This window comes from Corynebacterium sp. p3-SID1761 (assembly GCF_055862885.1).
Genome location: NZ_JBSQBJ010000012.1, coordinates 19485 through 41926, shown reverse-complemented (window position 1 = coordinate 41926; position 22442 = coordinate 19485). Strand labels below are relative to the sequence as shown.

Genomic DNA, 22442 nt, shown 5'->3' with positions numbered 1-22442 from the left:
CACATCGTACCGGCAGGCAGGATCGTTACTCTGCAAATTCGAACTGCCGTGTCACGGTTGTCCCCGCACCAAAACGCCAGCAAGCGCTAACGCGACCAAGGCACCACAGTCGCGGGTGCCGAGCTACTTCCCCAGCCGCTCGTTAATCAGGCCGCGAGCCCAACCCACGATATGCTGCGGCACGGTCTGCCCCTCCACGACCTTTCCATTCGTCGCATACTCAGCGTGCACCGCGTTGGCGGCCACCAAATCCTTGGCTCGGACGATAGCGTTGCCCAGATTCGCTGGGGCGTCACAAATAAGATCGGCAGGGGCACAGTAGTTGTTCACTCGATCGTTGAGTTCGCCAAAGCCATCCGGCCGCGGGCCGCGCATCGTCGCCCCGGGGACGATCCCCTGTATAAGACCGCTTACCGGGTTCAGTGCGATCTCCGCACCCGTCCCGCGAATCCCCTTGGCACCGACAAGGTTGCCCTTGTCGAGCTCCTGGCGACCATCAGCGATCAGCGATACACCCAAAACAGAATTGGCCGGAACCGGGCCACGCTCATTGCCGATTTCTCCCGCCAAATCACCAGCGATCACAGCACCCTGGCTAAAGCCGACAAGCACAAAGGACGTTGCTGGGCAGGCCTTATGAGTTGCGCGCAGCTCCTCCTTCATCCGGCCGAAGCCTTCATTGCGCGAATCGTCATAGCTCTTCTCACCCTGCGCATTCATATTGCGGAACTGGGCAGTGTAAGGCAGAGTCCATACCTTCACCTTGCTGGGGTCGAACTCATCAGCCAGCGGGCGGGTGACGTTCAGCAGCAGCGACCGCGGATGTGAGTGAGGCGCCAACGGGTCGTCATTGGGCGACGACTCCCAAGTACCCGGCGCAGCCAGTACTTCGACATCCACGCAACCGGGCGGGTTCTGCGCCTCCGAGCTAGGCGGCGGCGTCGGCTTCCCCGGCTTAGGACCGCCGGCGCCGTCATTTGTAAGCAGCCAATTCCCCACGCCCACGACAATGAGCGCAAGGACGACCAGAGCAGCAAGGATCGTTAAGACCTTTTTCATAACTTCCTAGTTGTAAGGCAAGTCGGTTAATGGGATACAAGTGACCATTAACAATACGCTGATTTCGCAGCCTCGCGGATTGCGTCTTCGGCCTTCTTCGGGTCTCCGTCGATCACGCCATTAGTCTGCAATTGGCCTGCAGCTAGCGGAGTGTAGACGTCCTCCTTGCCGCCGCCTTCCGCGGTGCAGTGCGCATGACCAGCGGCAATAACCTGGTCCTCCAGGCCACCGATGTCTGCTGCATCATCAGCCTTTGCCAGGTCGACACCGCCGTCCTTCAAGCGCTTCAGGAAGTCCTTGTCTTTATCGCTGCGCTGCGTGCCAGACGGAATTTCATCTACCTCGTCAACGGCGCCATCATGTGCCGGTGCGCCACCGCCCTCAGCAGCGGACGACGGGGCGTCGCTACTGTCCGAAGAGTCAGAATCATCGTCCTTAGACTTGTCTGACTTGTCCGACTCATCAGACTCTCCAGACTTTGCAGTCTCCGAGGTGGACTCCGTCACCGAAGGTACCGTTGTCGAGTCAGCTGAGTTATCGACCGTCTCATCGCCACCACAGGCCGTCAAAGTGCCGAGCGACAGCAGCGCCGCGCATGCAGCACCGGCGATTGCAGTTGCCTTCCTACTCTTTGTGACGCCCACAGTTAGCGCACCTCAACGCGTCCGTTGACTTCGCGGATCTCGCCGTGCTGGAACTTGATCTGAGTTCCGCCCGCCGGGATGTCCTCGTGGTCGCTGGTCGGGTAGCCGAGCTTGCCCTGCTCCCAGCCGTTCTTACCCCACTCGTCGAACACGTTTCCGTAGTAGATCACGTGCGCGCCGGTGGTCGGGGACCAGTAGATGTTGCCGTGCTCGAACTGAGTGAAGCGACCGCCCTTGATGGCCAGTTCGCCACTGGTCGGGTTGCCCAGCTTGGAGGTCACGCCGCCCAGCTGCAGGTACTTCTCAGCGATCTTGCCCTGGACGTAGTTGGTCTTATTGTCCTTGTTGCGAACGATGACGCCGTTCTGGAACTTCTGCATGTAGCTGTCGCCGACCTTCTCAACGTCTGCGATCGGGAAGCCCAGCGGGCCGTTCTCCCACTTGGTCTTGCCCCACTCGTCGATGAAGTCCTTCGGCACCGCGAAGGCGCCGGTTTCTGCGGTCCAGTAGATCGCGCCGTTCTCGAAGGAGGTGAAGCGGCCACGGCCACCAGCGATGACGTGTTCCTCGGAGGTCGGGTAGCCCAGCCAGGACTCCGGGCCGTTCATGGAAGCGTAGCGGGCGCCGATGCGACCCCATACGAAGTGAGCACCGGTCTTCGGGGACCAGTAGGCGCGGCCTCCGCGGAAGTCCTGTACCTTGCCGCCGTCCTTAGCGTCGTACTCGTTGGAGATGCAGGCACCCATGTTCGGAGCGTTCTTAATGTTCTCCGCGATAGCTCCGCCGACCTGGCACTTTGCACCGCGGTCAGCTTCCGGAATACCCAGGGCGTTCGCGATGTGCGGCCATGCCTGAATCATCTCGTACTGCCAGTACGGCCAGTCGTGAGTACCCGAGGGGCGGAAAGCAGTGATCGGCTTGATGCCGGCCTTCTTGGCACGCTTCACGAAAGTCTCGGTGGTCATGCGGGACATTGCCTCCAGGCCGAAGCCTGCCATGTTGGCGGGCAGGCCGGGGATGGAGCCCGGCTTGTCATACTTACCCGCGTTGCCGTTACCCGCAGAGACGTAAACGGTCATGTCCTTTAGAGCGTCCACACCCAGCTTCGGGTCGTGGTCGATCCAGTCCTGTGAGCCGTAATCGCCCCACATCTTCCTTGCGTCGTAGCCGTTGCCGTCCTTAGTGGCGTAGGCGATAGCTTCCGGCATGCCGTAGGAGGTCGTGTCCAGGTAGCCAGAGAAGGAACCTACGAACTTCCACATCTTCGGGAAGCGCTCAGCCAGGTTCATTGCGGCGGTGCCGCCCATGGAAAGGCCAGTGATCGCGCGGTCTTCGTTGGCGCGCCACCCCTCGCGGAGCACAGCGGGCAGCTCCTTGGTCAGGAAGGTCTCCCACTTGTAGTGCTTGCCATTGTCCGGCTTCTGCCAATCGGTGTAGAAGGAGGACTCGCCACCGACGGGCAGGACCACGTTGACGTTACGGTCGGCGTACTGGGAGGCGATGTTGGTGGACAGGGTCCAGCCGGACTCGTCCTCGCGGGCGCGCAGGCCGTCCAGAGACCAAACGGTCGGGAACTTACGGTCTGGCTGGGAGTACCAGTCGCGAGCCAGCAGAATCTGTACCTTGATCGGCTTGCCCGGCATTGCGGCGGAATTGATATAGACATTGGCCCAGCGCTCAGTGATCCACTCGACGCGATCCACGCTGACGCCTTCCGGCAGGCCCTGCAGGTTCTGCTCGGTGACCTGGCGCGGCGTACGCTTCGGAATGCTGTCCGGGTCCAGGTAGCTCGTGCCGGAGCCCGGGCCCATCGAGCCGCCAAGCGGGCTCTGAGCAGTAGCGGATGGCATCAGTGGCATTGCCAGTGCAACGGAAAGCGGCAGAGCCAGGAGGGCCGTGCTCTTACGGCCGAGGATGCTGCTGTTCTTGCTACCGGTCTTGCTGCTGGCGGAGCGAGTGCGACGGGAGAGGTTCGCTGCAAGGCGCATAGTCTTTATTCTTTCTGTTGCTTCTTTTAAGTGTGTTGAATTGTGGTCTGGCTAGGTCGGGCGCGCTTCAGCGCTACTTCTAGCCTGTGTTGGCCGTGATTAGCCGTGTGAGGTTTGAAGTGCTGTTTTCAGCGAGTGTTGGCCGGAGCAGGTTCCCCTCCTGCTTCGACTTCACCGATCGCTTTTGTGGCCATTCTCTATTCACGTTTTCGTCTATCGCGATCTGTGGGGGTTCTACTTTTTGATTTGTAGCTGGCACCCACAGTTTCGCTGCTAGCACGTGAGCAATTATGGCAAGCAAAAGCGTTTTCACATGGACAACACGCGGAACATTTAAAGTTTTACTTTAGGGTTAGCCTAGCATGTTGCCATTGTTACTTATGTGGCTCTTGTGATTCTTTCTTTTGACGCCACCACGCATCCGCCGCACCCGAATGTCGTTAAAACGGGAATCTGTTACAGCCAATCATTTTCACCACCATAAAACCGCAGGTCAGCACGTTGAGCCAATCGCATGCACACTTTGCAGGTGTAGCACTTTCCCGTTCTAGCGACATTCCCCCTTTTACCCCACTCAACACCCCACCCATACATACAAACCCAGGCATACAAAAAAGCCACCCCCAAAGGCATCTGACCTTAAAGGTCAGCACCTCAGGCGGCGGCTTTAAATAGCGCCCGTAGGCAACTCCAGGCTATGCGCCCAGTGCGCGCAGGATGTGCGGGCGAGCCTTGGACAGCTCCGCATCCCAGTAAGGCCATGCGTGCAGGCCGGTCATTGGGTAGCTCACGACCGGGCGTGCGCCAACTGCACGGGCAGCCATCTCAAACTTCGCAGTGGACGTACGTGCCATCCACTCCAAGCCGATGCCTGCTGCAACGCCCCGCGGGTTCTCCAGGAACTTCTCGCCACGAGACGGCACACCACCGGAAGCAGCCAGGTACAGCGGCATACCGCTGAAACGACCAGCCTGAACCGTCGGGTCATTGCGGAAACGGCGCGGATCAACCGGGCTGCCCCACATGTCCCAGATGTTGGCACCCTTAGCAGCATCATTCATTGCGTACTGGATTCCGGCGTACATACCCGGCCAAGTCGGGTTCAGGTAACCAGACAGGGAGGTAGCCTGCTTGAACTGATTACGGTGCCATGCCGCCAGGTTCATCGCAGCGGTACCGCCCATGGACAGACCAACAATGGAGTTGCGGGTCGGGCTCACGCCGAAGTTGCGCTGCAGGTAGCCCGGCAGCTCGCGAGTCAGGAAGGTCTCCCAACGCGGCTTCTTCGGGCCACCAGTACCGCGGTACGGCCCCATCCAGTCCGTGTAGAACTGCGCCTGACCACCGACCGGCATAACCAGGGTCACGTTGTCGTTGACGAACTTCTTTACAGCATTACCGGACCAAACCCATGCGTTGTAGTCCTGGCGTGCGCGCAGACCATCCAGCATGTAGACGCCAGCGCTACCACCACGGGAAGCAGGCTTGATCTGCACCTGGATCTTCTGGCCCATTGCCGGGGAGTAAACCCAGCAGTTCTGCAGGTAGTACTTGTGCTTGCTCCAGTGGCAGCCCGGACGCAGGTAGCCACGGTTATCAGCTGCAGCCGAAGGAGCTGTGACCACTGCCATACCCAGCGCAGTGGCAACTGCAACCAGGAAGGCGGTGAGCTTGGCTCCCAGACCCTTAGTCTTCATAGTCGTGTTCATGTAGTCCTAAACAGTCGCGAAACAACAGTCTTGAAACGAAAAAATCACGGGGTCAGAGGGCGACCCCGAAACCTAAGATGGGTGTACGTTACCAAATCTTTACGTTCTCCCTCAAAGTAATAATCGATTCCCGCCCCCAAAGCGCTACATCTTCCGAATCTCTTTTTCTCCCCCTTCTCCCCCATGCTCCTGAGTCACACAGAGCACATCTGCCGCAGGATGTCACCGAATTTTACCCCTGAATGTGTTAAACGCCGACTGCCCGCGGCGGACAAGTCGGCGTCAAAAACCTAAAGAAGTACCTAGAACAGCGGCACGATGTACACCGCCATCGCCACGCAGAACAGCCATGCCAGTGCCAGCAGCTGCAGAGTGCGATCCTCCAGAGCGATCTCATCCGGGGCGCCACCCTCACCGCGGTCAACATCAGCCGCGTAGCGCAGAATCGCGATCGTAAACGGCACCATCGAGACCTGGTACCACACAGCCGCCACGCCAGACTCCACCGTCTGCGCCAGACCAAAGCCCCATAGCGCGTAGCTCAGCACCACTGCGGTCGCAGCCAAAGTCCACACAAAGCGCAGGTAGGTCGGGGTGTAGCTCTCCAGCGACTTGCGGATCTTCGCGCCCGAACGCAGAGAAAGCTTCAGCTCCGCATAGCGCTTACCCGCAGCCATGAACAGGGAACCAAACGCCGCGACCAGCAGGAACCACTGCGACAGCAGAATCGCCGCTGCCACGCCACCAGCCATTGCACGCAGCATAAAACCGGAGCTCACCAGCGCAATATCGATCACCGGCTGATGCTTCCAGCCGAAGCAATAACCCAGCTGCAGCGAAATATACACAGACACCACGATCGCCAGGTTCGTACCCGACGATGCCAGCAGCGAGCCACCAATCGCCGCGATGATCAGCACCACTGACATCGCATACGCCAACCCCACCGGCAGCACGCCTGCTGCAATCGGGCGGAAGCGCTTGGTCGGGTGCGCGCGGTCTGCCTCCACGTCGCGGGCATCGTTGATCAGGTAGATGGAGCTGGCCGCCAGGCAGAAGGCCACAAAGGCGATCAGCACATCCAGCAGAACGCGGGTGTGGAAGAGCATGTCGCCACCGGCAGCTGCAGGAGCCGCGATCACCAGGACGTTCTTCACCCACTGCTTCGGGCGCAGAGCTTTAATCATCGCCTCCGGCAGGTTGCGCGGCGGGCGCAACTTCTTCGTGTCGGTGGCGGTGCTGGTCGCCTGGTTCGGATCTTCCAGCCCGGACGTGTGCGGCTCCGCGCCGATCAGCGGCTCTGGTCGGCCTTCGCTACGCTGTTCGCTCACTGGCTTTTCTCCTCACTGTTCTTCTTTGTGACGCCCCCACGTCCCCCATCGACAACCCTGCGCACGGCAATGGCCGTGGCAGCACCGATGCAACTTCCGAGAGCTACGTCAGAGGGATAGTGTACGCCCAACACCATGCGGGACAGCGCCATCGCTGGGATACCAGCCAGGGGTAGCGCCCCTGTGTGGTTGTTCGCCGACTGGGCAAAGGCCACGAGGGCCGCGGTGGAGCTGGTCGCGTGCGACGAGGGGAAGCTCAACTTCGAGGGTGTTCCGACGCCGATCTTAATCCGCGGATCATGCGGGCGTGGACGGCGGACGATGCGCTTGAGCACCACGCTTGCCGCGTGGGCGATAAAGGCGCTGACCCCCATGGTCAGCCAGCCGCGGCGTTCCGGGCTATCGGCGGGCTTGTTTCGGACAGTGGCCAGGCTGTACCCCAGGGAAGCGGTGCCCATCCAGCCGAGGGCGTGCTCGCCGAAATGGCTCATCCCCCGGGCGACTGGGAGAACTCCCGGCTTATCAGTCAGCTGCTTCTGCAGCGCAACCAGGAGTTCGGATTCGCCCAGTGGGTCGCCGCTTACGCGTATGGAGCTCATTGTCTTTGCGATGTCCTTAGCTTTTGTCGCGGGGGTTGGGTTGTTCGAGTTTGGGTTGGTCGGGCCTGCCTAGGCTTGCTCGGTGGCAGCGGGCTCGGGCTCGAAGATCTGCGCCCAGCCCTCTTGGCTGGTCAGGTGCGGGTGGGCCGCACGATAAGCATTGCGTAGCTCGTCAAAGCGGTTATAAACCTGCTTTTCCAGGCGCGCAAACTCCTTGACCAGTGCCAACATCTGACCGCGGTCACGCTTGCGGTAGAACACGCCCTTGCCATCAGCAGTGGTCACGGTCGCGCCGTCGATGCGGGAAAGGCTGAACCAACGAGCCTCGACAGGGGGGAGGTTCACCTGCGGTGCGTGGTGGTGACGGGCATCGGCAGGCTTGGCGTTGTTCAACAGCCCCTTGGCGAGCGTGACGATTTTCGCCTTCTTGCTCAGCGGAATGCGCGTCAGGTCCGCCGGGCCGCCCGTTGCTGGGGGCAGCTCCGTGGCGGAAGGGACGACCACCGCATCGGAGTAGTTCTTGCGCAGCTTCGCGATGCGCGGCAGGGAGGTATCCAGAATGTCGAAAAGCTGATCCGGGCCGGCCAGGAAGTCCTTCATCGCCTCAATATGCAGGGCGACGGTGGAGTATTCCAGGCACAGCAGGTGCTTGGCTGCAGCCTTGGCCAGGGAAGTCAGCAGGCCACGCGGGGAGCCCTCCAGCTGCATAGCTGCCACGATCAGGCGATTGCGGATGTGGAAATAAGCCTGCCAGTCGATAGCATCGTCCTTGTTTGCCCAGGCCATGTGCCAAATTGCAATGCCCGGCCAGGAGGCCGTGGGGAAGCCAGCGTCCTTTGCGCGCAGGCCGTACTCGGCGTCATCCCACTTGATAAAGAGCGGCAGGGGCTGGCCAATACGATCAGCGACAAAGCGCGGGATCAGGCACATCCACCAGCCGTTGTAATCAACGTCAATGCGGCGGTGCAGATCCTTGGAGTTCTCCGCGTTGTTTGGGGTGCCGTAGCCCTTGTTGATCACGTCCCGGGCCACAGGCGCGATGGGCTGACCTGCCGCATTGTGGGCAGTGCCATCGCCCAGGTCGCGGAGCGGGTGGCGGTAAAAATCGTGAGTGTAGTGGGTGTGCGGTGCGGCACCCCACATAAATACGTCGCGGTGGACGACCTCGCCCATGCTGTGCAGGTAGCTGCGCTCCTGGAGGTCCAGCATCTGGCCGCCGATCAGCATCGGAGACTTCGCGTAGCGAGCGGCCGCCAGGGCACGCAATACGCTATCGGGCTCGATGGCGATGTCGTCGTCCATGTACAGGATGTACGGGCTGGTGGTGCCGCGCTCGGGGTGGCGAGCCTCGTACATGATGCGGGAGTAGCCACCGGAGCCGCCGAGGTTGCCCTGGCTGACAATGCGCAGACGGTCGCCGAAGTGCTCCGCAACCTCGTCGAAGTCCGGCTCGTCGGCGGGGTGCTTGTCGCCCTGGTCGGGCATGATGATGGCCTCGATGCGACCGTCAACCTCCGGGTCGGAAGCCAGCGCGTGCAGCGCAGCCACAGCGTCCGTCGGACGGTTGAAGGTCGGGATGCCGATGGTGACGCTTGGCTCGGTGACCGGCAGCGTTTCGCCCTCGAAGGTCTGCTCGCCGGCCTCGACGGTGGCGAACCAACCTGCTGAGTGCAGGCGGGTTTCCTTCTCACAGGTCAGGTCGAACCAGATCCAGCCGCCATCTTCGAACGGAGCCAGGGAGATGGTGAACTCGGCGATACCGTGGCCGTTTTCGTCGGTTTCAATCTGGGCTCCCTCGATACCAATGCGGGAGCCGTCGTACTTGGAGCGGTACAGGTCTACGCGTGCCTCACCGGTGATCTCGATACGAAGCTTGACCTCGTCCAGCTGGGACCAGCGGCGCCAGTAGGAGGCGGGGAAGGCGTTGAAGTAGGTCTCGAAAGAAATCTCACTGCCTGCGGGAAGAATCGCCTCGGTACGGGAAACGGCGTTGACGCGGCCAGGGGTGGTGGCCTCGTTCTCCACGATGTACAGCGAGCGCACATTGCGGGGCTCGCCACGCTTCGGCAGCAGGATGCGCGCCAAGCGGGTGGCGTCGAACTGAGAATCGGACTGGGCTTTCACTGGCTGAGCGTTCATACGCTGAACACAGACCTCCGCATAGGAATTAAAGACATTGGAATATATCCGATTATCCATGAAAGCCGGGCGCAAGGGCTTGCGCGACACAGCCCCAATTGGCTACGCCGTTGCTTCGCCCAACCGTCGTAGTTGCCGTGACTCCTGTGCCCCTCGCCACGTAATAATCGCGCCAGCCATGGCAATCAGCACGATTCCGAGCGCCATGGACCACGTCAACTGATCGCCGGAGAACACCCACCCCAGGATCGCGCCAATCACCGGGTCCAATGCAAAGAGCGTGCCGACAACCGCCGCCGAGACAATTCCCGCGGCGATCGTATCCACCACATAGGGAACAACGGCGCCGATGAAACCAGAGATGACAATGATGCCCCACATCGAGCCGTCAACATGCGGCACCGCCGGGACAGAGAACGGTGCGAGCACGAGTGCAGCGACGACCACAGACAGCGCCAGATCCGGCATGCCACCACCCTCGGTTTTGCCAACGCGGGCAGCAAACAGCGTGTAGGCGCCGAAGAAAACCGCACCGACAGCGCCGAATCCAATACCGACGATGTCCAGGTCATTGGAGGGTTGCGCGATCAGAGCAACGCCGACGAAAGCGGCGATGGCCCACAGGCGGGAGCGCCACATGGTCAACCCCAGAAAAGACACGACGCAGGGGCCAAGGAAGTCGATAGTGACGGCGACGCCTTGGGGCAGCCGAGCGATGGCTGCATAAACCATCATGTTCATCATGCCAATGGCGATGCCGTAGACCACGATGTTGAGGGCGCGGGTGCGCGTCATGCCAGACAGCTTCGGGCGGAAGATGACCACCATGATGATGGCGGCGGCGGTCATACGCAGGCCCGATACGCCCGGCGCGCCGACCGTTGAAAGCATGTCTGTGACCAGTACCGCCGCGGTTTGGGTGCCGATCGAGCCGATGAGAACCAGGAGGACCGGCGCCACTGGCAGGGTGAGGAACTTGCTCACTCCCTGCGACGACAGCTTTTGCTGGCTTTCCTTTGTTTGGGTTTTCTCACGCGGCACTCGTGCAATATTAGTGCAGCAAAGTACGGTGCCATCGTTCGAGCCAACAGGTCTAGTCACCGACGATTAGGCGCAAACCCTCACGAAGGTCTCCGACAATGCGATCTGCGTCCGTTACGGGGGCCCGCAGATTATCAAGAGTTAAACCGTTGACGAGTGCTGTGATCAATCGCCCTCTAAGAGCAGCGTGATCCATGCCATCAAGTACCTTTGTGACAGCTCCTTGAAAATAGCGGAGAACTTGATCGTAGAGGTCGGCCATCCAATCACGTGTGGCCGATGCCGAGCCATACGTAACCCACATCGCAGCGTCTTCGGACCGTTCGCCCCCGAGAGGGAGAAGCTCAGCAAACCTCACTACATGCGCCTCCAACCTGTCGTCTGGCACTGATACTTCTTTCAGACGAGCGGTTTGCCGTTGAAAGGAGCGAATGAACGCGTGAGCAAGCAGAATTTCCTTGTTGGGAGCGTGGTATTGCACAGATCCCGGGGCAAATCCGGACTCTTTAGCGACTTCGCGCACGCTTACCGCATCGAGACCTCTGGAAGCAATGATTCTTATGGTCGCATCCGCGATAAGAGCTGATGATTCTGAGAACTGATGATCCAACGAAACATTTTCCATGATTGCACACCAGCCTAGCCTGTCATACACTCGTACGAGCACCATACAATCGTACGACACATTGGAGTACCAATGGGATCAGTCATTGCAGTCTTTGGATTGGCACTACTCGACAGTCTGAGCATCGGCACGCTCGTGATTCCCCTCGCACTCATCATTCGATGGCGCACGGTGAAAACCCCCGCCCTGACGGTCTATCTATCTACAGTCGCAGCCGTTTACTTCCTCTTGGGCATAGCCATACTGCTCGGCTTCTCGGGTCTAAGTACCTTCCCCAAGCAATTCACACAGACCAGCTTCTTCCCATGGATAACTCTGATACTCGGCGTCGCCCTTGCCGGCTTCGGAGTCTTTGCACGCACCCCGCGAAAGCCGAATCCGGGAGAAATGCCAAAACAGGTACCGAACCCCCGAAACGGTGTGTCCGGAATGCTCGCTCTCGGACTCGGCGCGTCGCTCACTGAAGCTGCGACGATGCTCCCTTACATCGCCGCCATGGGCATTATCAGCAGCTGGGACGTATCGCCAGTCGCTAAGGCCTCAACCGTGGGAATCTACTGCCTAGTCATGGTTATTCCCGCACTCACTTTTGTAGCCCTTGCACTAGCATTCAAAGAAAAGGTTCTTCCTCTACTCGAACGTATTGCCCCTCGAATGGAATACGAGGCAAAAGTGACGTTACTGTGGGTCGCCGCGATTGTCGGAATCTACATGGTAGTGAACAGCATTGGCATGCTGAATCTAGGAGCCTAATCGGCCCCACTTGTCGCCTATGGCCCCTACCTCACTAATCGCCTTAGTGCCCGCGCTCCTGCTCGATCGCCTGGCCATCGTTGAAGTACGGCGCCAGCTTGTTGTCGTACATCGACAGCGCAGCGCCGATGGCCATGTGCATGTCCAGGTACTGGTAGGTTCCCAGGCGGCCGCCGAACAGCACCTTGTTCTGTGCGGCTTCCTCAGCGGCCAGCTTGCGGTAGGCCTCCAGCTTCTCGCGGTCCTCCGGAGTGTTGATCGGGTAGTACGGCTCGTCGCCCTCCTCCGCGAAGCGGGAGAACTCCTTCATGATGACCGTCTTGTCCTTCGGGTACTTGTCGCCCCGCTCCGGGTGGAAGTGGCGGAACTCGTGGATGCGGGTGTAGGGGAACTCGGCATCGTTGTAGTTCATCACCGGGGTGCCCTGGAAATCACCGGTGTTCAGCACCTCGGTCTCGAAGTCGAGGGTGCGCCAGCCCAGGTGGCCTTCGGCGTAGTCGAAGTAGCGGTCCAGCGGGCCGGTGTACACCACGGGCGCGTCCGGGTTGGCTGCGCGGATCTCATCGCGGATCTCGAACCAGTCGGTATCCAGGCGCACCTCGATCTTCTCGTCGGCTGCCATGTTCTCCAGCCACGCGGTGTAGCCTTCCACCGGCAGGCCCTCGTAGGTGTCGTTGAAGTAGCGGTTGTTGAAGGTGTAGCGCACCGGCAGGCGGGAGATGTTGGAAGCGGGCAGGTCCTTCGGGTCGGTCTGCCACTGCTTGGCGGTGTAATCGCGCACAAAAGCCTCGTACAGCGGGCGGCCGATCAGGGAGATTCCCTTTTCCTCGAGGTTCTTCGCCTCTGCTGGATCCAGCCCGTCGGTCTGGTCCTTAATCAGCTGGCGAGCCTCGTCCGGGCTGTAGTACTTGCCGAAGAACTGGTTGATCAGCCCCAGACCCATCGGGAACTGGTAGGCCGTGCCCTTGTGCATGGCAAACACGCGGTGCTGGTAGTCGGTGAAGTCCGTGAACTGGTTGACGTAATCCCACACGCGCTTGTTGGAGGTGTGGAACAGGTGCGCACCGTACTTGTGGACCTCGATGCCCGTTTCCGGCTCGGCCTCGGAGTATGCATTGCCGCCGATGTGGGCTCGCTTCTCCACCACCAGCACGTTCTTGCCGGCCTGGGTTGCCGCGCGCTCGGCCACGGTGAGGCCGAAGAAGCCGCTGCCGACAACGATGAGGTCGTAGTTCTGTCCGCTGTGTGTCTGCTCAGTCATGTCTGCCAGGGTACCGCGCTCACTCGTGGTTGTTTGGGCACGACGCCACCTCGGTGTGCCGCCCGGCTAATGGCCTCAAGCTAGCGGTTTTTAAACCCGGCCCAGTCGGGAAGCGTATTCACCCAGTCCGCCAACCAGGGTTCCGCCAAGCTAAGCATTCCGGTGTTCCACATGATCCAGAAGATGCCCGTGAACACCACGGCACAGCCCAGCAAGAAGATCACTAGGATCAGGGCTTTCATACCCTTGCCTTGGCGCTTCCAATACTCCTCAGCGCTGTCGTATTTCCGCAGTCCATAGTCCAGCAGCCGGTTAGGCCAGGCCAGTTCGAAGGAGAGCACCCCGATGCCGAAGAAAAGTAGGAACCACCCCGGCCCGGGCGTGGGGATGATGAGGATGCCGACGACCACAAATAGCCAGCCCGCCAGGAGGGTCAGCGGACGAACTAGGAAACCATAGCTGCGCTTTTTCAGCCCCTCGTGATGTACCTGCAGTTCGGAAACTTTCCGACGGACGTTTTCGCTCAGCTTCGACATGGGACTAGAACCACCGCTCAAGTACGGCGGCTACACCGTCCTCATCATTGGTCAGGGTGACTTCATCGGCGATGCCCTTCAAGGACTCCTCGGCATTGCCCATGGCCACCCCGTGGCCGGCCCATGAGAGCATTTCTGTGTCGTTCGGCATGTCCCCAAAAGCGATGGCCTGAGAGGCTTCCACCCCGATCTGTTCCGCTATCCACTCCAACGCGGAGCGCTTGGAGATCCCCGCCGCCGCGACCTCGACCAGCCCACCTTCATAGCTGTATGTCGCTTTCGCTTGGGTGGCGTCAATAAAAGGACTCACCGCGGCGTAGAGTTCGGCAGAGGTACGGCGGGGGTCGCGCACCAGCAGCTTCACCACCGGGGTGGCCGCGAGTTCGTCAATATTCTGTACGGCGTGCTCGGTGGAGTCCCAGGCATGGTCATAGCCGGGAGAGACGGAAAAGAGCTCGTCGGCGCGGTCAAAAGCGCTGGTACCGGCCCGCTCGACGGCGAACCCCACGCCGGGAACAGCCTCGGCGAGCTGATCAATAAGTGCCCTCACCAGGGCGGGCTTGAGGGTTGCGGCGTGCAGTATCTGATCCCGGTTGGCGTCATAAATAATGGCGCCATTGGCACAGGCGCAGACGGGACGGACAGGCAGCTGCTCGAAGACGGGCATGAGCCAGCGTGGCGGTCGGCCGGTCGCAAGGGTAAACACGGTGCCCTGGTGCAGCATCGAGTTCACTGCGCGACGCATGCGCTGCGAGACTCGCTCCCTGCTGTTTAGTAGAGTGCCGTCAACGTCGCTGACAACCAGCAACGGGGATTCCTGCATTTCTCCGTCCTATTTTTTGCGTAGACGCTTAAGGCGCTGACGCAGAGGAACCAAAACCTTGTTAACGCCAGTGGCCTCGTCACGCTCGCGTGCCTCGGACGCTGCCCGGCGTTCAGCTTCGGCCTTCTCCTGGGCGCGCTTTTCCTTGCGGGCGGCAGCGTCTGCGCGATCCTGAACAGTGGCGTCTTCCAAGGTAGGGGCACTGCCACCCAGGACCGCGGGCACCCAGAACTCGCCCTTGGGCATGGGGCCGAAGCGCTCCTCCCAGCGGTCACGGGTAAAGTCCAACTGCTCGACCATGGTCTGGTGCAGAAGCGCAGTGGTAGCCTCCGCATCATCGGTGACTTCGATCGGCTTGCCGACGGTAATCACCAGCTCAGTTTTCTTGGGCTTCCAGATCGGCTTACGCCCCTTCGTCCACACGCGCTGTGAACCCCAGATCGTCAACGGGATCAGGGGTACGTCAGCTGCATGGGCAATGCGGGCTGCACCCTGGCGGAACTCCTTGACCTCGAAGGAACGAGAAATAGTGGCCTCCGGGAAGATACCCACCAAATCGCCGGCGCGCAGCTGCTTAATGGCCTGGTCGACTGAGCCTTGTCCATCGGCACGATCCACTGGAATGTGGTGATAAGAGCTCATCAGCATTCCCACACCCTTGACGTCGAAGATCTCCTTCTTCGCCATGAAGCGCACCAGGCGGCCACCGCGTACATGTGCCGGAACGCCACCGTAGGTGAAGTCCCAATAGCCCGTGTGATTCACGGCGATCATGGCGGGGCCATCGGCGGGAATATTCTCCGCACCGTAGACCGCGCAATCCAAGTTTTGCATGTAGCGGAACCACAGCTTGGCAATACCGATGGTCGGGAAACCATAGGGGAATTCCTTGGCCTCTTTGTGGCCGGTGGTTACTGGCTGGTAGCCATCGGGAAAGCTGAAGCTATCGAGCAGCGACATGGGTGGCGGTTACCTCTCCTGGAAGTCTAAAGCGCTTTAGGCGCCGGATTCTTTAGGCTTCAGAATATCTTTACCAACGAAAGGACGCAGAGCCTTCGGCACCACCACGGAGCCATCGGCCTGCTGGTGGTTCTCCAAAATAGCCACCAGCCAGCGGGTTGTAGCCAGGGTGCCGTTCAGGGTGGCGGCGGTTTGCGCCTTGCCGTCGGCATCGCGGTAGCGGGTCTTTAGACGGCGCGCCTGGAAAGTGGTGCAGTTGGAGGTACTGGTCAGCTCGCGATAGGTCTGTTGGGTGGGAACCCAAGCCTCCGTGTCGAACTTGCGGGCAGCCGAGGAACCTAGGTCGCCACCGGCGACGTCGATCACGCGGTAGGGCACCTCGATGGCAGCCAGCATTTCGCGTTCCATGGCCAGCAATTGCTGGTGGATTTCGGTGGCCTCCTCCGGCTTGCAGTAAACGAACATTTCGACCTTGTCGAACTGGTGCACGCGGATAATGCCGCGGGTGTCCTTGCCATAGGAACCAGCCTCGCGACGGAAGCAGGAAGACCAACCGGCGTAACGCAGCGGGCCGTCGGACAGGTTAATGATCTCCTCGGAGTGATAGCCGGCCAGCGCCACCTCAGAGGTGCCAACCAGGTACATATCGTCCTCTTCCAGACGATAAATCTCATCGGCGTGCGCACCCAGGAAACCGGTACCGGACATAACCTCCGGGCGCACCAGCACCGGTGGGATCATCAGCTTAAAACCATGCTCCACAGCCTTCTGGGCAGCCAATTGCAGCATGCCCAGCTGCAAAAGAGCACCGTCGCCGGTGAGGAAGTAGAAGCGAGCGCCAGAGACCTTGGTGCCGCGCTTCATGTCGATCAGCCCCAGAGACTCGCCAAGCTCCAGGTGATCCTTTGGCTCGAAGTCGAACTGTGGCGGCTCACCCACCACATCGAGGGTGACAAAGTCATCCTCGCCGCCCGCTGGCGCGCCGTCTTCCACGATGTTGGAAATCTGCATCTGCAGGTCGTTGACGGCCTGCTCAGCCTTCGTCTGCTCCTCCTCCAACTTCTTGACGGAGTCGGCCTTCTTCTTGCCCTCCTCACGCAGAGCCTGCTTTTCCTCGTCAGAGGCAGAGCGCATCTTCTGCCCCATCTCCTTGGAGAAAGCCTTTTGCTCCGCGCGGGCAGCATCGGCGGCGCTGATAGCCTCGCGGCGCTGTGCATCGGCTTCCAGCAGCTGGTCAACCAGTGCTGGGTCCTCCCCGCGAGTGCGCTGGGATTCTCGGACTACATCGGGGTTATCGCGCAGAAGCTTCAGATCAATCATGGTGTTTAGCTTAGCGGGTTCGGCTCCGCACTTGTCCGCCTAGTTCCCCCTGAGGCACAACCCCTACTAGACTAGCCTCGAAGTACCTAGCCTCAAGTAGCAGTCGAACCCGAGTCGGATTAGAGCGAGCCTTTCATGACCACCAGCGAAGCGAAGAATCAACGCAGAGCCCGCAGCATCACTGTCGCACTGTTCGCCGCCCTCTGCGGAGGTGTCAGCGCAGCTGCGTTCGCCTTGGTCGCGCCCGAGGGTAGCTCACCTTTGGTTCCCATTACTGATGAGAAGCAGGGCCAGCATGTCGACAACACCACCTTCACCCAGGCCAGCCACGGCGATTGTGTGAATTGGAAGCCCGGCGCGAACGGCGTAAACACCGAGTTCTCCACCGTCAACTGCGAGCAGCCCCACCGCTTCGAGGTCAGCTCCCGCGAAGATCTCAGCCAGTACCCCACAAGCGAGTTTGGTCCGAACGCGAAGCAGCCGGACTTGAAGCGTCAAGAAGAACTAACCAATGAGCTCTGCACCGGCCCCACGATGCAGTACCTCAAGGGAAAGCTCGATCCAGAGGGACGCTACTCAATCTCCCCCATCTTGCCGCCACAGTCCGCCTGGAATGACGGCGACCGCACGATGCTATGCGGTGTGATGGTGCCCGATTCGACCGGGCGCACTACAGAGACCACGGGTTTTGCGGCGAAGCAGGATCAGGCACGCTACTTCGAGAAGGATCGCTGTGTGCGGGTCGATGGCCAGCTGACCAATGAAGTGCCATGTACGGAAAACCACGCCTGGCAGGTAACCTCCGTGGTCAACCTAGGTACACAGTTCCCCGGCGCATGGCCGGACCTGAAGAAGCAGAATGAGTTCCTGAATAAGGTCTGCACCAAGGCCGCGCAGGACTACCTCGGTGGCGACGATGCGCTGTACAACTCCACGCTCACACCGTTCTGGAATACGCTCCAGCGCCAGTCCTGGGATGCCGGTTCCCGCACCGTGAATTGTGCGCTTACCTTTGGTCGCCCTGGTGGCGGCTTCGCGGCTCTCAATGGCGACGTGCGCAATAAGTTCACCATCGACGGCAAGGCTCCGGCCACCCCGCCGAAGCGGAATCCGCTGCGCCAGGATGCGAAGCCGGGCGAGGAGACGAAGCCGAGCGCTGCCCCCAGCGCGAACCCGACCCCAGCGCCCTAGGGTTCCTAAAGCCAATGGCCATTGACGTTTCTCCGGAGCGCTTCGAAGACCTCGTTGACTTGGGTTTAAGGCGCATCCCGCGCGAGCTGCTGGATAATGTCAGCAATGTCGCCATCGTCACGGAGGACTATAACCCCGAAAGCCCGCATATTCTGGGGCTTTATGAGGGCATCGCGCTTACTGAGCGCACCTCCGAGTACACCTCCGCCTTGCCGGACAAAATCACGATCTATCGTCATGCTCTAGAGGACATCTGCGATAGCGAGGAAGAGCTTATCGAGCAGGTCGCCATCACCGTCATTCACGAGCTTGGCCATCATTTCGGCATCGACGACGATCGCCTGCACGAACTCGGTTGGGGTTAGCGGCACCCGCCCCTGCCCTAAAGGGTGGCTTCGCCCCACCCCAGGATCTCGAAGGTTCCTTCCAGGCTGTCGAGCACACCGGTCTGCGCCGCACTATTTAATGCAGCACTATTTACTGCCGCGCTGTCTTGTTGGTCGCCCTTATTTTGTGACGCCCCAGGCCGCCCTTCTGCCACATCAGCCAACTCGGCAATGTTGTCTGGTACGCGGAGGGTGATGACATTGCCATTGGCCAGATAGTGCATGAAGGCCCATTCCGGATCCACCCCGCCCAGGAAGCGGGCGACCAGGCGAATCACGGCACCGTGGCTGACCAGGGCAATATCGCTGGGGTTCGCTGCCGTGTGGTTGTCGGCGAGCGCCCGCAGCAGTGTCGCGAGATATTCGCGCAGCACTTCTGCGCCGGAAAGTCCGCCCGGGACTGCTTTATCCACCCGACCGAGCATCCACGTCCCCAGGATGGAGTGATAGGCCTCGTGGGAGTCCTCGTCGTTTTTCATCTCGTATCGTCCGGCAGGAATCTCCGATACCCGTGGTAGGCGCTGGAGTGAAGCCTTAATAGGATCCGCGGCCTTGTCGAGGGCTGTGGCGTCATCCAATGCCTCACCATGTGAGAACTCCGCGGGCACGAGCTCACCGCTGAAAGCACCGGCCACGCCCACGGCGGTCTGCTGTGCACGCGCGGCAAAGGAGGAGGCGATTTTTAAGCGCCCAGTACGTTCGTTGAGCCATCGACCTGCCTCGGCAGCTTGCTGCCATCCCAGGTCGGTGAGGCTGGCGCCCGGCAGTGCAGTGTCCAAAGCATGAATGGCATTGGAGGTTGTCTGGCCGTGCCTAACCAGGAAAAGCCGTGTCGATTGTGCCTGCGCCATTGGCTAGGTGCCCTTTCCGCCGCGTTTAAGTTCCTCGATCCACCTACTGGATTCAGCGTAGTTCGGCGGGGCACTGCCCGCATGACGGCGCAGCGGATAGCTGGAATGCGTTGCAGCCTCTGGCAACGGCTCGGCTGAGGGCCAGCTGCCCAGGAAACGCACCTCCTCAGCGCGGCGGTACAGGCCAGCCAGAGCTTCGGCGACTGCGTCGTCCTCGATATGGCCGACGACGCCGATATGGAAGACATAGTTTCCATTAGCCGCCCCTTCTCCCCTGGCCCCGGTGCGGCGGGGTCGCGAGCCGATGCGAGCCATATCCACCTGTCGGGTGGACAATTCCGCAATAGCATCTAACAAGCTGGAAGGCACATTCGGCAGCCAGAGGATCATGCCGCTACGGTCGTTCCCCGTGCGCGCGGTAGGTTTGCTGGGTTTTCCGACCAGAATGAATCGGGTCTGTGCACCCGCGACATCCGCCACACCCTCCGCCAGTGCATCTAGACCATGAATCTCGCCAGCACGGGCCGGGGCGGCGGCGGCATCAGCCCGCCCGGCCTTGACTGCAGCAGCAGCCGCTCCGTTGCTGGCGGCGGGGACAAAGTCGACGTCCGGCAGATTCTCGGCTACCCAATTGCGCACCTGTGCTTCGGCGACGGGGTGGGTGGTCAGAGTCTTAATATCTCGCAGCTCAGTACCAGGTTGTACCAGGATGGAAAACACGACCGGAACCAAAACCTCGCGGTAGATCTGCAGGGGCGTGCCGTAGGTCAGTGCGTCTTCCGTCTGCGACACCGGACCGTCAACCGAGCTTTCCAACGCCACGCACGCGAAATCGGCCTCTCCGTCACGCACCATGTCCAGCGCCGCCCGTGGCGAGACGACCGGAATTTCAGTGGCGTCCTCCGGCAGCGCACCGAGCTCTTTGAACTGCTTCAGTGCCTGCTCCGTGAAGGTGCCCTCAGGCCCTAAAAAGGCAACGCGTGCGGAAGAATCACTCATGCAACGCAGTCTAATGGAGACCCCCGCAGCCTCGGCGAGGGTGTAATCGCGCCTGCGCCTGGCCGCTTCTTCCGCGGGGTATATCCTTGGGAATCAATGAACTGCACCTCCGACATCCTCAGCGAGCAAGGTGGCACTAACACTTTTGCCACCCGCCTCGCCCGTGCCCGGCGCGACACGGGTCTTAACAACGCCCAACTGGGCGTCACCCGTATCTACGACAACCCGCACGGCTATGACTTTCTGCGTGGCCACCCCGGCCTTCCTCTAAGCGGCGAGGAAGTACTAATCAAGGATCTGCAGCAAGTCGCGGGTGAGGTCACGACGATGGGGTCGGTGCACCATAGCTTTGTCGCGGACTATCACGATACGACCGCACACAGGCTACTGGCTGCCGGGGCAACGCTGGTTGGCGCCTCTGCTTCTGCCGAGTTTGGCACCACCGCTTACACCGAGCCGATTGGGATGCCCGAGCCGGTAAATCCGCTGCATCCGGGCATGATGGTCGGCGGCTCCTCCGGCGGCGCAGCGGTGGCTGTCGCCCGTGGATTGGTGAACATCGCCCATGCCACCGATGGTGGTGGCTCCATCCGCATCCCCGCGGCATGCTGTGGCCTGGCGGCGCTCAAGCCCGCCCACAATCACCAATTCGGCACTTTTTCGCCGGTAGCTCAAGGTTTTATCGCCGCGGATCTCCCGACTACCGCCCGTGCCTATGGCCTCCCCGCGCCCGACAACAGCACGCTGTACCGTTCTTCGCCGCTGCGTATCGGCTACACGAACCAGCCTTTCCACACTCGCAGTCGCGTCTCCCCCGACATTGCCGCAGCCACCGCCGCAGCCACTGCCCTAGCCACCACCCATCCGCTTGTCGAATCCGTCACGCAGGCGCCCGCTCCCTACCCGCCGGCTACCTTCCAGCTTTTCCGCGAGCTCATCGCCTCCCGCTGTGCGGATCTTCCCGGCAAACTATCGCCGATCACCGCGTGGCTGCGCGAGGAGGGTCGGCAGGTACCGGCATGGCGGCGTCAACAATTAGAAGAACAGATTATCGGCCTCGACCCACAGCGGGTATGGCCCGAGTTCGATATCGTCGCGACCCCGACCCTCGCGTGCGCGCCACCAACACCCGGTGCATTTTCGCAGTTCACACCAGTCGATAACTTTTGGGCGCAGACCGCCTGGACTCCCTGGGGCACTTTGTGGAACCTCACGGGTTGGGCCAGCGTCACCGTGCCGCTAGTCTCCCCGGAGCGCGTCCCTGGTCGTTGGCCCATCGCCCTCATGCTGGGCGCGGTGGGCAATCGGGTCAGCGCGGAGACATTGCTCTCGCTGGCGGCCTTTATTATGGACGCCACCTCACAGCTCCCCGTCGACAATCTCAGCGTTGCGGTTCCGGGCGATATCGAGGCATTGGATTTTCGCGCGAAGCCGGACAACCGCCACAGTCACGAACACGGTCACAGCCACAGCCACGGTCACAGTCATGAGCACTAGTACAAGCGACAATCGCACCGCGCTGCGCTGGGAAATCCTGCTTTTACTCGTTGTCACCTTTGGCACTAGCGGACTGCGGGCTATCGCGCGTCTTGTCGAGGCGGTGGTCAGCCCGGAGGCGCTCAACGAGCAGTCGACTACCCTGAACCGCACACAATCGGAACTACCGTGGTTGGATCCGATTCTGCAGCTGCTTTCCAGCGGGGCACTCTTCGCCTGGGGCGGGCTGGCAATGTTTCTGCTCATACGGCACCTGCCTACTCCCGCACTGGTGCGCACCTGGCGTCTAAAAACAGGCGATTGGCTCCACGGTGCGGGCCTGGCTGCGGTCATTGGCCTTCCTGGCCTGGCCTTCTATTTCGCCGCCGTGCACCTTGGGCTCTCCAAGCAGGTCGTTCCCAGTGGTCTGGACGACACATGGTGGCGTTTGCCGCTTCTAGTGGTGAACTCTTGGGCAAACGGTTTCGCGGAGGAACTGGTGGTCGTAGCCTGGCTAAGCACCCGTCTGAGACAGCTGCGCATCAGTTGGCCATGGGTCTTCGCCGCGTCCGCGCTGCTGCGGGGAAGCTATCACCTCTACCAGGGCTATTCCGCCGGAGTGGGCAACATCATCATGGGCGTGGTGTACCTCTGGTACTTCAAGAAGACGGGACGCATTTGGCCGCTAGTGATCGGCCACGGGCTGATCGATACCGTCGCATTCGTAGGCTATGCCACATTCTTCTAACTC

The 22442-nt window shown here is 60.8% G+C and carries 21 protein-coding genes; 5 read left to right on the top strand and 16 right to left on the bottom strand.

Annotated features, from left to right (window positions below):
- Positions 1–123: 123 nt before the first annotated feature.
- From ACWXWJ_RS07225 to ACWXWJ_RS07185, 9 genes are all read right to left on the bottom strand, one after another.
- Positions 124–1059 (bottom strand): cutinase family protein, encoded by a 936-nt coding sequence (locus tag ACWXWJ_RS07225; RefSeq protein WP_473963990.1) that lies wholly within the window; start codon positions 1057–1059, stop codon positions 124–126.
- Positions 1060–1106: 47 nt separating this feature from the next.
- Complete coding sequence (locus ACWXWJ_RS07220) at positions 1107–1703, bottom strand: hypothetical protein (protein ID WP_473963989.1); 597 nt, start codon at positions 1701–1703, stop codon at positions 1107–1109.
- A 2-nt stretch (positions 1704–1705) separates the two neighbouring features.
- Entirely contained in the window at positions 1706–3691 is a 1986-nt protein-coding gene (locus ACWXWJ_RS07215; protein ID WP_473963988.1) for an alpha/beta hydrolase-fold protein, read from the bottom strand.
- Positions 3692–4386: 695 nt separating this feature from the next.
- Complete coding sequence (locus tag ACWXWJ_RS07210) at positions 4387–5400, bottom strand: alpha/beta hydrolase (RefSeq protein WP_293790481.1); 1014 nt, start codon at positions 5398–5400, stop codon at positions 4387–4389.
- A gap of 302 nt (positions 5401–5702) precedes the next feature.
- Positions 5703–6731, bottom strand: a complete 1029-nt coding sequence (locus ACWXWJ_RS07205; protein WP_293790478.1) for a decaprenyl-phosphate phosphoribosyltransferase — start codon at positions 6729–6731, stop codon at positions 5703–5705.
- Positions 6728–7330, bottom strand: coding sequence for a phosphatase PAP2 family protein (locus ACWXWJ_RS07200; protein WP_473963987.1), 603 nt, complete (start codon positions 7328–7330; stop codon positions 6728–6730). The genes ACWXWJ_RS07205 and ACWXWJ_RS07200 overlap by 4 nt, the downstream gene beginning before the upstream one ends.
- 69 nt (positions 7331–7399) lie before the next feature.
- On the bottom strand, positions 7400–9469 hold the full coding sequence (locus ACWXWJ_RS07195; RefSeq protein ID WP_293790473.1) for a glycosyltransferase: 2070 nt from the start codon (positions 9467–9469) through the stop codon (positions 7400–7402).
- A 102-nt stretch (positions 9470–9571) separates the two neighbouring features.
- Positions 9572–10510 carry an EamA family transporter gene (locus tag ACWXWJ_RS07190; RefSeq protein ID WP_473963986.1) on the bottom strand — a complete coding sequence of 313 codons (939 nt, stop codon included), beginning with the start codon at positions 10508–10510 and terminating at the stop codon, positions 9572–9574.
- A gap of 52 nt (positions 10511–10562) precedes the next feature.
- Positions 10563–11135 (bottom strand): TetR/AcrR family transcriptional regulator, encoded by a 573-nt coding sequence (locus tag ACWXWJ_RS07185; RefSeq protein WP_448306831.1) that lies wholly within the window; start codon positions 11133–11135, stop codon positions 10563–10565.
- A gap of 72 nt (positions 11136–11207) precedes the next feature.
- Between ACWXWJ_RS07185 and ACWXWJ_RS07180 the strand changes: the two genes are divergently transcribed.
- A complete protein-coding gene (locus ACWXWJ_RS07180; RefSeq protein ID WP_448306829.1) occupies positions 11208–11888 on the top strand; it encodes a GAP family protein in 681 nt (226 codons plus the stop codon).
- Positions 11889–11931: 43 nt separating this feature from the next.
- Here the strand turns inward: ACWXWJ_RS07180 and glf are convergent, their stop codons facing one another.
- The 5 genes from glf to serS all read right to left on the bottom strand — a co-directional run bounded on the left by glf (position 11932) and on the right by serS (position 16788).
- A complete protein-coding gene (gene glf / locus ACWXWJ_RS07175) occupies positions 11932–13149 on the bottom strand; it encodes a UDP-galactopyranose mutase (protein ID WP_473963985.1) in 1218 nt (405 codons plus the stop codon).
- 80 nt (positions 13150–13229) lie between these two features.
- Positions 13230–13685, bottom strand: a complete 456-nt coding sequence (locus ACWXWJ_RS07170) for a TIGR02611 family protein (RefSeq protein WP_473963984.1) — start codon at positions 13683–13685, stop codon at positions 13230–13232.
- A 4-nt stretch (positions 13686–13689) separates the two neighbouring features.
- A complete protein-coding gene (locus ACWXWJ_RS07165; RefSeq protein WP_293790448.1) occupies positions 13690–14508 on the bottom strand; it encodes an HAD family hydrolase in 819 nt (272 codons plus the stop codon).
- Between the two features lie 9 nt (positions 14509–14517).
- On the bottom strand, positions 14518–15468 hold the full coding sequence (locus ACWXWJ_RS07160; RefSeq protein ID WP_473963983.1) for a lysophospholipid acyltransferase family protein: 951 nt from the start codon (positions 15466–15468) through the stop codon (positions 14518–14520).
- Positions 15469–15504: 36 nt separating this feature from the next.
- A complete protein-coding gene (gene serS / locus ACWXWJ_RS07155; RefSeq protein WP_473963982.1) occupies positions 15505–16788 on the bottom strand; it encodes a serine--tRNA ligase in 1284 nt (427 codons plus the stop codon).
- Positions 16789–16923: 135 nt separating this feature from the next.
- On the opposite strand from serS, the gene ACWXWJ_RS07150 reads away from it, so the two are divergent.
- Positions 16924–17979 carry a septum formation family protein gene (locus ACWXWJ_RS07150; protein ID WP_293790439.1) on the top strand — a complete coding sequence of 352 codons (1056 nt, stop codon included), beginning with the start codon at positions 16924–16926 and terminating at the stop codon, positions 17977–17979.
- Between the two features lie 14 nt (positions 17980–17993).
- Complete coding sequence (locus ACWXWJ_RS07145; RefSeq protein ID WP_293790437.1) at positions 17994–18344, top strand: metallopeptidase family protein; 351 nt, start codon at positions 17994–17996, stop codon at positions 18342–18344.
- A gap of 17 nt (positions 18345–18361) precedes the next feature.
- Here ACWXWJ_RS07145 and ACWXWJ_RS07140 read toward each other — a convergent pair whose 3' ends face one another.
- Both ACWXWJ_RS07140 and pheA read right to left on the bottom strand, forming a co-directional pair.
- Positions 18362–19216: a histidine phosphatase family protein gene (locus ACWXWJ_RS07140; protein WP_293790435.1), complete on the bottom strand. Its 855-nt coding sequence runs from the start codon at positions 19214–19216 to the stop codon at positions 18362–18364.
- A 3-nt stretch (positions 19217–19219) separates the two neighbouring features.
- Positions 19220–20215, bottom strand: a complete 996-nt coding sequence (gene pheA, locus ACWXWJ_RS07135; protein WP_473963981.1) for a prephenate dehydratase — start codon at positions 20213–20215, stop codon at positions 19220–19222.
- A gap of 96 nt (positions 20216–20311) precedes the next feature.
- Between pheA and ACWXWJ_RS07130 the strand changes: the two genes are divergently transcribed.
- The gene (locus ACWXWJ_RS07130; RefSeq protein WP_473963980.1) at positions 20312–21712 is read left to right on the top strand and encodes an amidase family protein; all 1401 of its coding nucleotides are present in this window, start codon (positions 20312–20314) and stop codon (positions 21710–21712) included.
- Entirely contained in the window at positions 21702–22439 is a 738-nt protein-coding gene (locus ACWXWJ_RS07125; protein ID WP_473963979.1) for a CPBP family intramembrane glutamic endopeptidase, read from the top strand. Before ACWXWJ_RS07130 ends, ACWXWJ_RS07125 begins: the two co-directional genes overlap by 11 nt.
- Positions 22440–22442 lie beyond the last annotated feature (3 nt).

Excerpts from the sequence above, each read along its gene's own strand:
- ACWXWJ_RS07225 (WP_473963990.1), bottom strand. The coding sequence starts at position 1,059 with ATGAAAAAGGTCTTAACGATCCTTGCTGCTCTGGTCGTCCTTGCGCTC.
- ACWXWJ_RS07215 (WP_473963988.1), bottom strand. The coding sequence starts at position 3,691 with ATGCGCCTTGCAGCGAACCTCTCCCGTCGCACTCGCTCCGCCAGCAGC.
- ACWXWJ_RS07210 (WP_293790481.1), bottom strand. The coding sequence starts at position 5,400 with ATGAACACGACTATGAAGACTAAGGGTCTGGGAGCCAAGCTCACCGCC.
- ACWXWJ_RS07200 (WP_473963987.1), bottom strand. The coding sequence starts at position 7,330 with ATGAGCTCCATACGCGTAAGCGGCGACCCACTGGGCGAATCCGAACTC.
- ACWXWJ_RS07195 (WP_293790473.1), bottom strand. The coding sequence starts at position 9,469 with ATGAACGCTCAGCCAGTGAAAGCCCAGTCCGATTCTCAGTTCGACGCC.
- ACWXWJ_RS07185 (WP_448306831.1), bottom strand. The coding sequence starts at position 11,135 with ATGGAAAATGTTTCGTTGGATCATCAGTTCTCAGAATCATCAGCTCTT.
- ACWXWJ_RS07180 (WP_448306829.1), top strand. The coding sequence starts at position 11,208 with ATGGGATCAGTCATTGCAGTCTTTGGATTGGCACTACTCGACAGTCTG.
- glf (WP_473963985.1), bottom strand. The coding sequence starts at position 13,149 with ATGACTGAGCAGACACACAGCGGACAGAACTACGACCTCATCGTTGTC.
- ACWXWJ_RS07170 (WP_473963984.1), bottom strand. The coding sequence starts at position 13,685 with ATGTCGAAGCTGAGCGAAAACGTCCGTCGGAAAGTTTCCGAACTGCAG.
- ACWXWJ_RS07165 (WP_293790448.1), bottom strand. The coding sequence starts at position 14,508 with ATGCAGGAATCCCCGTTGCTGGTTGTCAGCGACGTTGACGGCACTCTA.
- ACWXWJ_RS07160 (WP_473963983.1), bottom strand. The coding sequence starts at position 15,468 with ATGTCGCTGCTCGATAGCTTCAGCTTTCCCGATGGCTACCAGCCAGTA.
- serS (WP_473963982.1), bottom strand. The coding sequence starts at position 16,788 with ATGATTGATCTGAAGCTTCTGCGCGATAACCCCGATGTAGTCCGAGAA.
- ACWXWJ_RS07150 (WP_293790439.1), top strand. The coding sequence starts at position 16,924 with ATGACCACCAGCGAAGCGAAGAATCAACGCAGAGCCCGCAGCATCACT.
- ACWXWJ_RS07145 (WP_293790437.1), top strand. The coding sequence starts at position 17,994 with ATGGCCATTGACGTTTCTCCGGAGCGCTTCGAAGACCTCGTTGACTTG.
- ACWXWJ_RS07140 (WP_293790435.1), bottom strand. The coding sequence starts at position 19,216 with ATGGCGCAGGCACAATCGACACGGCTTTTCCTGGTTAGGCACGGCCAG.
- pheA (WP_473963981.1), bottom strand. The coding sequence starts at position 20,215 with ATGAGTGATTCTTCCGCACGCGTTGCCTTTTTAGGGCCTGAGGGCACC.
- ACWXWJ_RS07130 (WP_473963980.1), top strand. The coding sequence starts at position 20,312 with ATGAACTGCACCTCCGACATCCTCAGCGAGCAAGGTGGCACTAACACT.
- ACWXWJ_RS07125 (WP_473963979.1), top strand. The coding sequence starts at position 21,702 with ATGAGCACTAGTACAAGCGACAATCGCACCGCGCTGCGCTGGGAAATC.